Raw genomic sequence first — 11693 nt, forward strand, 5'->3', positions numbered from 1 at the left:
CAAACTTGGCGTCGTGATGGGGCATGGCCTTGATCGGAGTGTGGTTCTTTGCGGCCCTTTCGGGGAAAGGTCTGGCCGCTTCCAGGCCCCCTGTCACAGGGGTTAACGGCAAGTTACCGGGTGAACTGCCCGCGCAACGCCTGATAGACCACCGCGGTCGCCGCATTCGCCAGGTTCAGCGATCTGATATGCGGGCTTCGCATCGGCAGGTGGAATATGCGGTCCTCCATGCCGTGCAGGATCTCGGGTTGCAGCCCCTTGGTTTCCCGTCCGAAAACCAGATAAGCGTCGTCCGGATAGTCCGGCTCATAAACGCTGCCCGCTCCGTCATCCTCGAAGAAGAACAGCTTGTCGCGTGCGGGGCTGCGGTCGGACAGAAAGTCCTGCCAACTGTCATATTCACTAAGCCGGACATGTTTCCAGTAGTCCAGACCAGCCCGGCGAACCGCCTTGTCGTCGATGGAAAAGCCGTATGGCCGGATCAGGATAAGTTCCAGGTCCAACGCCACACAGGTCCGTCCGATGGTGCCGGTATTGCCAGGTATCTCGGGCATCACCAGAACCAGTTTCATACGATTGTCTGTCACCGGGCCGTTCCGCTGCCTGTTCCTTTCCCCGCCATTAATCAGATCAAAGGTGCCAAGCCAACAGCCGGGTTGCGTGCGCGAGCCCCGCTGACGTTAACGCCACGCTAAAACTTGAGAGGCAAAATCCGCGGGTGATGCACGTTCGTTGCTCTAAATGTCTGCTTTCATCGCTGCATCGGGTGCTTCTGGCCCTTGTGCGGCGCAGGCAGCGTCGTCCAAACCCCGCAGAATCTGACTTATGGCCATGTTTATTCAAAACCTTGCGGGTGGTATTCCCCTAACAGGAGGGCCCCCAAAAATGTCGAGACCCAAGCGGATGCTGCGTGAAACCGATGACGAGGCACGTGCCGTCGGTCAGGATCTGCTGCGGCGGGCGCGGTTTGGGTCGCTCGGGGTGATCTGCCCGGACACTAAAAGCCCAATGGTCACGCGCGTGTCCGTGGGCACCGATGGCGATGGTATGCCCGTCACCCTGATTTCCGAACTTTCGCTGCACAGCCAGGCCCTGTCCGACAACGCCCAATGCTCTTTGCTGGTCGGCGAACCCGGTCAGCGGGGCGATCCGCTGATCCACCCGCGGCTGACCCTGCAATGTCGCGCGGAGCCTGCGGACAAGGGTGCGCTCAAACCGCTCTACCTATCGCAACACCCCAAAGCGACTCTCTACTATGACTTTAGTGATTTTTTGATGATGCGCCTTTTCGTAACTGCCGCTCATCTGAACGGCGGGTTCGGAAAAGCCTATCGTTTGACGCCTTCAGACCTCCAACTTGTCTAAAAGGGCAGGTTTTGTTGCCAAGGCAACGGAAACGATGCATCATTATGGTTAACGGCACCGTAACAAGGCCAGGAAAATGAGCCAGGCGGCAATCGACCCCGATCTTCCCGGCATCTGGATCATCCCAGGTGAGCAGACAACTTACGAGATTGAGGCGGATGGTAACTATCACATTGCAGACCCGGCGCAGCCGCTGACCGTGGCTGCTGACGGGTCCTCGATGATCTGGGGGCGCACCCGGCTGGATCGGATCGGCGGCAGTGGCGATGCACCCGTGGGGGCCTGGCATGACCGCGATCACGGTGATGAGTGGCTGTTCCGGGCCGACGGGTCGTATTTGCAGCGTTGGTCGGATGGGGAACGCACGACGGGTATCTGGGTTCTTTCCCATGACAACGGCACGCTTTGGACCCGGGAATATCGGGGCCATGTGGAAACCGATGGCGCACGGGTGAAATTCCAGCTGCCCTCCGACAAATCCGTGACCTATGGATATACTGTCACGGATGGCGCATGGACCCTGCTGGATCCGCAAAGCTGGGAAAAGCTGGTGGAATACCGCCGCCCGAAAAATGAAGGGCCCGCGGCCCGCACCATAAGCGGGGCCGCAGGCTAAGCGTTCATACCGTGTCACAGCGCGCGGTCAGCTGCACCGATCCATGCACGGGCTGCGACCAGTTCAGCCGGACCGACCCGCGTCCAACCCCGTGGCGCGTGGTGGCATAGGGCATCGTATAGATGGCAACGTTCGACACAGACCGCACCGCGCCCTCGGGCATCACCGCCACCGCCACGCGCGCCTCGGTCTCGAACGGCAGCCAGTCGCGCAGGTCGATTTCCCACACATCCAGGTCGCTGTTTTCCGTGACCTTCACCGTCACCGGGTTCTGAGAGTTCTTGGTGATCCCGTGATAGACATTGCCCGCCATCAGGAAATTCGCGGTCCGGCTGCCATCAAGCGGCGCAATCGAAGCGTCCACGTCATCAACCGAGTCCAGCGCCCCGCCATTCAGGTGCTTGAACACATTGTCACAAATTGACAGCCCGTTGATGTAATGCCCCGGACCATGGGGCCGGATCAGGATGAAGTTCGACCAGCTGGCAATGCCATTCGCGGTAAAAATATTGCCATTGATCGTCAGCCCGCCAAAGGAATATTCCCCCGACATATCGGGCTCCGGGTCATGCTCATTGGCCCATTCGATATAGCTGTTGTCGATATAGTTGCCGATGATTGTGGTCTTCACATTGGTATTGGTCAGCACGATCCCGGCACTGATCTGGCCGTCGGGTTCGTTGTCCCCCTGGAACCAGTGGTTGCCGGTAATCAGGTTGCCATTGCCGCCAAATACCCCGAAGTGGCGGAACTTCACCGCCCGGTTGTCGCGGATCTTGGTGTCATTGGCATTGGTGTTGAAAGCAACCGTTGTGCGGTCCTGGACCCGGAGCGCCTGTTCATTGGACAGGAACTGGCACCGGTCGATCAGCATCCCTGCGCAACCCTGATCGCAAGAGGTGATACCGCGATCCTTGGGGCCAGTGAAGAAACAGTCCTTCACATGGAAGATCAGCCCGCCACGCGGCAACATGATGCAACTGGCCGCCCCGGCGCAAAGGAACTCCACATCCTCCAGCACGAAGCGTTGCAGGTTCTCGAACCCGACGAAATCCATGATGTATTGGAACCGGGTGAAGGTATAGGTCTGGCTCGACGGCGGCACGCCCAGCGGCGAAGAGAGGAAAACCTGGTTGGTCGCGGCATTCACGTCCCGCACATAGATCTCTCGTCCAACGCCCTGCGCGGCCGTCACCAATGATCCGATAGGGATCGAACCTGCATTGGATACATTGTCCAGCCGGTCAGGGTTGCCAACAGCCCAAGTGCCGGTGGCGCTGTGTACCTCGTCATCCCAGTTGGAACTGGGCAAGCAGCTGAACTGTCCGTTGCGGATCACCCTACGATTGGCATAGCTGACCTTATTGCCCACAACCGCCGCCATGTCGATCGGACCGTCCAACTGCACCCGGCGCCCCATCATGTCGAGACTTTCATGATCGCCATGGTTCAGCATCGCCTGAAATGCCTTTTTGAACCCTTCCAGCTCATCCCCGCCAAATGCATCTGCATAAGCAGGCAGGTTGAAGCTACCTGCCAGCACCAGCCGTGCGCTTTCGGGCATGTCCAATTGGCCCTGAAAGCGCACAGGCGATTGCAGCGTGAGGTTCGACGCGATCCGGTATGTGCCCTCGCTGACCAGCAGCTCGCGCCCGGAAGCGGCGGCATCGGCGGCGGCAAAGGCGCCCGTGTCATCGGTCACACCATCGCCCACGGCGCCGAAATCCTTCACATCGACCCAATCCATCATCTTGCGAAGAAAGACGTGGGTTACATCCTCGATCTTGATCGATTCAATGCGCACCGTGCCCCCATTGCCGCCAGTCAGGTCCAGCCCGAAATGGCCATAGGCGGCCTCTTCGCCCCAGACCATATCAACGCCGCCGCGATCCCCGATGCCAACAATGGCCGAGACCGTCACGACCTCCCCGTAGGCCGTCAGGTTGGTGGTCGGGCCAACCTCCGTCACGCCGGTAACATGGGTATTGTTGGACTGCCCAGCCCAGCCAGCGATCCGTACCGAGGGGATTGCACCAGACAGCGCCTTGATCCGCGCCGAGATGCGCAGGTAAAGCCCCGGCAGAATCGGCGTTTCCCCCATGTAGCGAATACGCGTGATCGTTTCGGGCTTCAGGATCTCCAGACAGGTGCCGAAGTCCTGGTCCGCCGGCACCAACGCCCCAAAGCCAGAAGTGGCCCAGGTTTCCGTGCCGGGCGTGCCGTCCTCCCGGCTCCAGTTGGCGAGCCCCTCAGAAAATTCCGGCGGCATCAAGTTCAACCCGTCGGTGATCACTTGGTTCATATCTTACCCCTTTTGCTCACGCATGGGCGAAACCCACGCCTTTGGCCCCTGCGGGCGGCGATCGGCCCGAGGGATTCTCGATTGTTCACGACTGTCAGGAAACGTGCGGGCGCAGTACTGGCCCGTCTGTGTCTCAGATTTACAAGGGCAGGGTTAAGAAGCGGTTAACCGCTGGACAGGTTTCAGACACCCAGATGCTGTCCACGCAGGATTGTGACACCCGCAATCCGCCATCTGCCGTTGATCTCGACCATCACATAATCCAGCAGGTGCACCCTGCCATTGCCGTCAACGATCTGCACCCGCTGCACCGGCCGCCCTTCCTCTTCGCGCAACGAGGGGAAGTTGACCTCGCCGGGCGTCCAGACCATCGGGTAACCGCGCTCGACCATCGCGCCGAAATACGTTGGGTGCTGGAACAGCTGCTGGATCGTCGGGCTTGCGAAGGTCCAGGCGGTATTGACGTCGCGACTGGCAAAGGCCTCCATCTGGCGCTGGATCACATCCTCGATGGCCGGATTCGCCGGCAGTTCCGTTTGCGCCGTCCCCGCAAGGGGCATCAGCAGAAGGATGATGGCAAAGAACAGTCGGCGCATATCGGGTCCCCCTCGGATGCCTGTCCACTACCCGAAAACTAGGCCGCCCGCGCTGTGCGTCAAATCCGGGCCAGATATCCCAACACCTTATTACCCGGTGCCGATCTACCGTCAGGGCCCCTCACACGGCTTCTGCTTCTTGGCCCAACACGCCCAACGCAGGCTGCCCGTTCCCACCGGCTTCGCAAGACCGCCGCAGACAGCACAGCCCCCGCCGCAATCCCGTGGCAACGCGGCCCGAGGAGTGCCCCCGCCCTAGCGAGGGTCGACGAGTGCCGCTCCCGGGTCGACGCCGACAGGCGGCGAAACCGCTTCTCTATGCACGGGGGGGCACAGGGGGTGTACGCCCGGCACCCCCCTGTTTTTGGGCTCAGCCTGCCAGTTTTCCGTCCAGCGCGTCGCGGATCAGCTGCTTGCTTTCCTCGATGCCGTAAAGCGCGATGAACCCGCCGAAGCGCGGCCCCTGAGACGCGCCAAGGCAGACCTCATAGAGCGCCTTGAACCAGTCGCGGAGCGGCTCGAACCCGTGGGTTTTGCCGATGGCGAAGACGATCGATTGCAGGAACTCATCATCATTCCAGTTGACCTCCGGCAGCGGGTCGTCCCGGCCTGCCTCAGCATTCTTTCTGGCAATCACATCAAGGGCTTTGTCACCGTCGCCAAGGCACACCAGAAGCTCCTCCATCGCAGCCTTTTCCTTGTCATCAGCAAGGCGGAAGGCACGTGTCGGCTTCACGAAATCATTGTAGTATCTGATCGCGAAACCAGCCGCCTGATCGAGGTCCGGATTGCCCTCGGGGCTCGCGTCCGGTGCATAGCGCTGGATGAAGCCCCAGAGCTTCTCCTTCTCCTCCGCGCCCGACACGCTGGCGAGGTTCAGAAGCATCGCAAACGGTACCACCATCGTGCTGACCGGCACATCACCCGCGTGGATATGATAGACCGGGTTCGCCAGTTTTTGCTCAGCGTTTTGAGTATGATAGGCGTTCAGCTGCTGGTGGTATTCGTCCACCGCCTTTGGGATCACGTCGAAGTAGAGCCGCTTTGCGGTCTTCGGCTTGAGATACATGAAGTAGCTCAGCGATTCCGTCGATGCGTAGGTCAGCCATTCATCAATCGAAATCCCGTTTCCCGAGGATTTCGAAATCTTCTGCCCCTGATCGTCGAGGAAAAGTTCATAGGTGAAATGCTCCGGCGCGGGTTCGCCCAGGATCCGGCAGATCGCGTCATAGATCGGTGTGTTGGTGGAATGGTCCTTGCCGTACATCTCGAAATCCACGCCAAGCGCGGCCCAACGGGCACCGAAATCGGGCTTCCATTGCAGCTTCACATTGCCGCCGGTCACCGGCAGCGTCCATTCGCGGCCATCCTCGTCGTCAAAGGTGATCGTGCCATTTACGGCATCCACGTTTTTCATGGGCACATACAGCACGCGCCCGGTTTCGGGATGGATCGGCAGGAAGATCGAGTAGGTCTGCCGCCGTTCCTCGCGCAGGCTTTTCAGCATCACCTTCATCAGCGCGTCATAGCGCTCCGCCGCGCGCAGCAGGATCGTGTCGAATTGGCCCGAGCGATAGAATTCGGTGGCCGAGTAGAATTCATACTCGAACCCGAAAGTATCGAGGAACCGGCGCAGCATCGCGTTGTTGTGGTGGCCAAAGCTTTCATGTGTCCCGAACGGATCGGGCACCGAGGTCAGCGGCTTTTGCAGATGCTCTTTCAGCATCTCCTGATCGGGCACGTTCCCCGGCACCTTCCGCATCCCGTCCAGATCGTCGGAAAAACATATCAGCTTGGTGGGAATATCCGAGATCACTTCGAACGCGTTGCGGATCATCGTGGTGCGCAACACCTCACCGAAGGTCCCGATATGCGGCAGGCCCGAGGGGCCATAGCCGGTTTCGAACAGCACATAGCCCTTTTCCGGCGGCGACTTTTCGTAACGTTTGAGCACCCGGCGCGCTTCTTCGAAGGGCCATGCTTTCGAGCTCATTGCAACGTCGCGCAGATCAGACATTTCATTCTCCAGAATGGGCGGGAGGCGCACCATACGCCGAAACCCGCCGCTTCCTAGGGCGGGCGGGGCGCGGGGTCAACATTCAGACCCCTTGAATCATGGCTTCCGCGACGATCCAGTCGTGAATTCGCGTCACTTCCTCATTGGCGGCCAGCCCGTCGCGGCGGGTGATGAAATAGCCGCGCACGGACCGGGCAGACGGCCCGTCGATCCGCACCATGGCGCCTGTGCTCAGGAAACTGTCCAACAGGCCCGACCAGCACAGGCACACCCCCTGCCCCGCAAGTGCCGCGTTGACCAGCATCGCGTAGGAATTGAAGTCGAGCTGTCGGACGCCGTCTGGCATCCTGCCCCCCGCCGCCTCGAACCAGCTTGGCCAGTCGTGCCAATGCTGACGGGCCGATTCCATCGTCAAAAGGGTCAGTTTCGACAGATCCGGCGGACTGGCATGGCGCGACAGATAATGGGGGCTGGCCACAGGGAAAACTTCGTCTCCCAAGATGCGGCAGGCAAGCTGGTCGGCCTCTGACGCCAGACCGTAGCGGATCGACACATCGCCCGAACGGTCTGGATCACCATACTCTTGGCTTATGATCCGAATCGTCACTTCAGGGAACGCGGCCTCCAGTTCCGCCAGTTTCGGGATCAGCCAGAACCCGACAAACCCCGACGGCCCTGTCACCGTCACCACCCGCTTGGCATTCCCCCGTCGGATCGTCTCGGTAGCCGCTTCAATCTGGCCAAACCCCGTCCGCAAAGCGCGCATCATCTCCCGCCCTTGCTGGGTCAAACGCGCGGGTTTGTGGCTGCGATCAAACAGACGGCAGCCCAGATCCTCTTCCAGCGCGGCAATCCGGCGGGACACGGCGGGCTGCGAGACATTCAGTTCGCGTGCTGCGCCCGTCAGTGTACCGTGGCGCACTGCGGCGTAGAAAGCCGTCAGGCCAGAGAACGGTGGAAGGCGTGATGACATCATAATCTCATCGTATAATATTACTCACCTTTAGCGCATTGTGCGACGGCGAGACAATGCGCAATCTCGACCCATCACACGGGCAGAGAAGGACCCCAAGATGACCCAGTTCGCCAGCGCCGCCGCCGAAAGCCTGATCGCCGAGGAGCAGCCCTTCGTCGCCCATGCCCCTGCCGACAACAGCCCCTACGCGCCCTCGTGCGAGGCATTTTCGATCCATGCCGATGATGTGGCGCTTGAAGGCGGCGACCCCACCTATGGCACCGTGACCTGGCGTACGCTGATCAACGGCACACCGGATGTCCCGCGCGAATTTGTTCTGGGCATTGCCGAGTTCGGCCCTCATGGAACCTTGCTGCCGCATCGTCACGATCCGGCGGAGTTCTACCTGGGGATAGAGGGTTCGGGCGTCGTCACGATCGACGGTGTCGCGCATTCAATGGCCCCCGGTGTCGCCATTTATGTGCCCGCCGGTGCCGAGCATGGCGTTGTTGCAGGGCCTGGCGGCCTGCGCTTCACCTATGGATTTGCCGAGGGCAGTTTCGAATCTGTCCAGTATCGCTTCAGCGCGGGAAGCGCCTGAGCGAAACACGCCGCCGCGCCTCATCCCGCATCTCCCTGGCGCGGCGGCGTCACGTCCCCTTGCCCCCATGAGCGGCTGACCCTAGTCTCTGGTCGGTATCGCATTGGAAGGCAAAGACCCGTGACCGAACAACCCTCCCTCTCCCCGCAGGACGCCCTTGTTGCGTTGATGATCGCCGTTTCCGTGTCGGACGAAAATATCCGCACATCCGAGCTGGTCACGATCGAACGCATCGTCAATCACCTGCCGGTCTTTGCCGAGTATGATGAAGATCGTCTTGGCGTCGTGTCACGGATCGTGTTTGACCTGATGGAAGAAGAAGACGGTCTTGATGCGCTTTTCGGCCTGATCCTGGATGCACTGCCAGAAAGACTTTTTGAAACCGGGTATGCGCTGGCTTGTGATGTGGCGGCGGCAGACGGGCTGCTGCGGCAGACCGAACTACAGATGCTTCAGGAAATCCGCTACCAGTTCAATATTGACCGGTTGCACGCCGCCGCCATTGAACGGGGTGCACGCGCCCGTCATCTGACGGTCTGAGCGATCAATCCTCCTCAACGTCCAGCGTCACCGTCATCGGGGCAACAGGGTTGCCGGGCGCGACCGAGGATTGGGCCACCGGATGGGGGCTGAGTGTGGCACGGGATGAGCGCAATTCGCGGTATCCCAGATAGAGCCCGCTGAGGATGATCAGCGCCATGCCCGTCAATGTGGCGGCCCCAGGGACTTCGCCCCACAGGACATAAGCCATTAGGGACGCGATCGGCAGATAGACATAGTCGAAGGGTGCAACGAGGCTGGCCGAAGTCACCATATAGGCCCGCGTCAGAAGGAAATATCCCACAAGACCCACGCCCCCTAGCAGCGCCAGGCGCCCGAGCTCCCACCCGGTTGGCAGCACCCATGTGTACTGCAAATGCGTGTGCTCCAGCGGGATCGGTACCAATTGATTGGTCAGCCAGCCAACGGGGATGATCAGGAGACCGGAAAAGACCAGCGTATAGAGCGCCGTTGTCAGCGTGGTCTCGCGGTCACCGATGCGGCGTGCGAGGATCTGGGCAATGGCGTAGAAAAGCGCGCAGGTCAGCGGCATCAGCGCGACCCAGCTAAAAGCCTCACCGGTCGGGTTCATCGCGATCAGCACCCCGACAAAGCCCACAATCAGCGCCCCTGTCCGATGCGGACCAATGCTTTCTCCCAACCAGACTGCTGCCAGAACGGCGATGATCAGCGGGGCGGAGAAGAAAAGGGTTGAGACCTCGGCAAGCCCCATGAAGGGGAACGCCCCGTAAAAGGCGGCAAAGCCGGTTGCCAAAAGGGCAGCGCGCAGAAGATGCAGCCGCCAGAGAGGCGTGATCAACCGGTGCGGAGCCCCGAACCAAAGGATCATCGGCACCATTACCATAACCGCCATAACACCTCGGGTAACGATGAGCTGCCAGACGGTGTAGTCCTCTAGCAACGACTTCATCATCCCGTCTTGCACGACAAAGAACGTCATCCCCAGAATGACACTGGAGATGCCTTCAATCGCGCGCGGGGTGGCGGCCGCGCCGGTTGGCTGTGTAGCGTCTGACACGACCGTCTTCCGATCATTGAAACAGCCCCGTCCAGTCGAAATTCCCGGCTCAGGTCTGGTGATCTAAGGTCGTAAAACGCCCCCTGTCGCGCCTGTTTGCGACGAATGCTCAGGTCCGGTCATGGACAAGCGCCCATCTTTGAATCAGCTCCTGCTGCAGGTGCTTGGCACGGCTGTTGTAGCTGCGGGCACCGGGTGGGCGTTCCTCCTGGGATGGGTCAAAGGTGGTGCGCCGGGGCAGATCACCGCAAAAAACGGCAAAGGCCAGATCGCGGCCCGACGGCGCGCGGAGGAAGCCTGCAAGGGTCGAGACAAAATAGAGCGTGCCGGTCTTGGCCACCACCTGCACCGGATGATCAGGGATGGGCGCGCCCTGATCGTCTAGGATGGGGATGTTCTTCATCAACCGCCGCAGCCCGCCATTCGGCCCGGTGCCAACCAACGCACGCACCATTTCGCGGGTGCTGATCCGGCTGTCTTCGCTCAACCCCGAATGGTCGAGAAAATGCTGATGCCGGACGCCAAAACGCTCCTCCATCCAGCGGCCCATTTCAGCAGCGGAGTCTTCCAGGCCCGCTGGCCGCACCCCGCCTGCCTGCGTGGCCATCATCCCCGCAACCTCTGCCGTCAGATTGGTCGACCACCGCATCATGCCGCGCAGGATGTCTTCCAGCGGGTCCGACACATGCTCGGCCATGACCAATGCGCCATCGGGCGGTGCGTCACCGACCGTGGCAGGGTCCAGCACGATCCCGCGCGACCGCGCAAGAACCTGAAACACTTCGGCAGCGTAGAGATGCGGGCGGCGGATCGGCAACCAGCGCGCGCCGTTCTGCCCCAATGCGCCGCGCGCGACGGTCCATTCCTCTCGCTCTTCGGTCGCTTCGTATTCATAGACCGGCGCGCCCCGGTCCACGACCTGCATACGCGCAACAGAAACCGGCGGGCGCAGCGATTCCGACCGTGCATCCATGGAAACGGAATAGCCCTCGGCCCCGCGCTGCCATTCGAAATGCACCCGGTTGAAGTTGAGATTCAGCCCCGACACAGCCGGGTTATAGCCCACATGGCCGGGTTGCTCCGGGTCAATGGCCGTGACATGCGGGATCGCGCTATGTGCGACACGGAAAGCGCCGGTCACCTCGCGCACGCCCGCATCCGCCAGATCGCGCGCCATGGCGTTCAACGCATCGGTATCCAATAGCGGATCGGCCCCGCCAACCAACCACAGATCGCCCTCTAACCGTCCATTGACCAGCGACCCATCGGCGATCAACCGAGTGCGGAAACGGTAGCCGGGACCAAGCCGATCAAGCGCAAAGGCCGCGGTCATAGCCTTGGTAACGGAGGCAGGTGGAAGGCCCAGAAGGGGACTTACCGCTTCCAGAACCTGCCCGGTATTGGCATCGGCCACCACGCAAGATACCGCCCCGCCCAAATCGGCCCGCGCGATAATATCCGCCGCGCTTGGAAGACTGCGCAGTTCGAACCCGTCGGGGCGACGCAGAGGAATGCGGGACACCTCGGGCGGCGAGGCAAACGCGCCCTGCGCGAGGCTGGCCATCGCGCCACCCAAAAATACGCGTCTCGAAACCATAATGCTCAAATGCTCTTATCCGTCCGGCACCCACTAAACCGCAGGCAGGGTCAGCACTCAAGCCT

General features: G+C 60.9%; 11 protein-coding genes. 4 read left to right on the forward strand and 7 right to left on the reverse strand.

What is annotated here, in order from left to right:
* Positions 1-113: 113 nt before the first annotated feature.
* Positions 114-587 carry a tRNA (cytidine(34)-2'-O)-methyltransferase gene (locus tag ACROHD_RS00965; RefSeq protein ID WP_432675395.1) on the reverse strand — a complete coding sequence of 158 codons (474 nt, stop codon included), beginning with the start codon at positions 585-587 and terminating at the stop codon, positions 114-116.
* A 298-nt stretch (positions 588-885) separates the two neighbouring features.
* Between ACROHD_RS00965 and ACROHD_RS00970 the strand changes: the two genes are divergently transcribed.
* Both ACROHD_RS00970 and ACROHD_RS00975 read left to right on the forward strand, forming a co-directional pair.
* Positions 886-1365, forward strand: coding sequence for a HugZ family pyridoxamine 5'-phosphate oxidase (locus tag ACROHD_RS00970; protein WP_432675396.1), 480 nt, complete (start codon positions 886-888; stop codon positions 1363-1365).
* Between the two features lie 76 nt (positions 1366-1441).
* Complete coding sequence (locus ACROHD_RS00975) at positions 1442-1981, forward strand: hypothetical protein (RefSeq protein WP_432675397.1); 540 nt, start codon at positions 1442-1444, stop codon at positions 1979-1981.
* Positions 1982-1985: 4 nt separating this feature from the next.
* On the opposite strand, the gene ACROHD_RS00980 is transcribed toward ACROHD_RS00975, so the two are convergent.
* From ACROHD_RS00980 to ACROHD_RS00995, 4 genes are all read right to left on the reverse strand, one after another.
* Entirely contained in the window at positions 1986-4283 is a 2298-nt protein-coding gene (locus ACROHD_RS00980; RefSeq protein WP_432675398.1) for a glycosyl hydrolase family 28-related protein, read from the reverse strand.
* A 182-nt stretch (positions 4284-4465) separates the two neighbouring features.
* Entirely contained in the window at positions 4466-4879 is a 414-nt protein-coding gene (locus tag ACROHD_RS00985; protein ID WP_432675399.1) for a DUF4864 domain-containing protein, read from the reverse strand.
* A gap of 370 nt (positions 4880-5249) precedes the next feature.
* Positions 5250-6896, reverse strand: coding sequence for a lysine--tRNA ligase (locus ACROHD_RS00990; RefSeq protein ID WP_432675400.1), 1647 nt, complete (start codon positions 6894-6896; stop codon positions 5250-5252).
* Between the two features lie 82 nt (positions 6897-6978).
* Complete coding sequence (locus ACROHD_RS00995; protein WP_432675401.1) at positions 6979-7869, reverse strand: LysR family transcriptional regulator; 891 nt, start codon at positions 7867-7869, stop codon at positions 6979-6981.
* Between the two features lie 100 nt (positions 7870-7969).
* On the opposite strand from ACROHD_RS00995, the gene ACROHD_RS01000 reads away from it, so the two are divergent.
* Positions 7970-8452 carry a cupin domain-containing protein gene (locus ACROHD_RS01000; protein ID WP_432675402.1) on the forward strand — a complete coding sequence of 161 codons (483 nt, stop codon included), beginning with the start codon at positions 7970-7972 and terminating at the stop codon, positions 8450-8452.
* 120 nt (positions 8453-8572) lie between these two features.
* Positions 8573-8992, forward strand: a complete 420-nt coding sequence (locus ACROHD_RS01005; protein WP_432675403.1) for a tellurite resistance TerB family protein — start codon at positions 8573-8575, stop codon at positions 8990-8992.
* Positions 8993-8996: 4 nt separating this feature from the next.
* Here the strand turns inward: ACROHD_RS01005 and ACROHD_RS01010 are convergent, their stop codons facing one another.
* Together ACROHD_RS01010 and dacB are read right to left on the reverse strand one after the other, a co-directional pair.
* On the reverse strand, positions 8997-10031 hold the full coding sequence (locus ACROHD_RS01010) for a DMT family transporter (protein ID WP_432675404.1): 1035 nt from the start codon (positions 10029-10031) through the stop codon (positions 8997-8999).
* Positions 10032-10140: 109 nt separating this feature from the next.
* On the reverse strand, positions 10141-11595 hold the full coding sequence (dacB, locus tag ACROHD_RS01015; RefSeq protein ID WP_432675405.1) for a D-alanyl-D-alanine carboxypeptidase/D-alanyl-D-alanine endopeptidase: 1455 nt from the start codon (positions 11593-11595) through the stop codon (positions 10141-10143).
* Positions 11596-11693 lie beyond the last annotated feature (98 nt).

This window comes from Nioella aestuarii (assembly GCF_050896395.1).
GTDB classification, from domain to species: domain Bacteria; phylum Pseudomonadota; class Alphaproteobacteria; order Rhodobacterales; family Rhodobacteraceae; genus Nioella; species Nioella aestuarii.

Coding starts and splice junctions, on each gene's coding strand:
- ACROHD_RS00970 (WP_432675396.1), top strand. CDS start 886: ATGTCGAGACCCAAGCGGATGCTGCGTGAAACCGATGACGAGGCACGT.
- ACROHD_RS00975 (WP_432675397.1), top strand. CDS start 1,442: ATGAGCCAGGCGGCAATCGACCCCGATCTTCCCGGCATCTGGATCATC.
- ACROHD_RS00980 (WP_432675398.1), bottom strand. CDS start 4,283: ATGAACCAAGTGATCACCGACGGGTTGAACTTGATGCCGCCGGAATTT.
- ACROHD_RS00985 (WP_432675399.1), bottom strand. CDS start 4,879: ATGCGCCGACTGTTCTTTGCCATCATCCTTCTGCTGATGCCCCTTGCG.
- ACROHD_RS00990 (WP_432675400.1), bottom strand. CDS start 6,896: ATGTCTGATCTGCGCGACGTTGCAATGAGCTCGAAAGCATGGCCCTTC.
- ACROHD_RS00995 (WP_432675401.1), bottom strand. CDS start 7,869: ATGTCATCACGCCTTCCACCGTTCTCTGGCCTGACGGCTTTCTACGCC.
- ACROHD_RS01000 (WP_432675402.1), top strand. CDS start 7,970: ATGACCCAGTTCGCCAGCGCCGCCGCCGAAAGCCTGATCGCCGAGGAG.
- dacB (WP_432675405.1), bottom strand. CDS start 11,595: ATGGCCAGCCTCGCGCAGGGCGCGTTTGCCTCGCCGCCCGAGGTGTCC.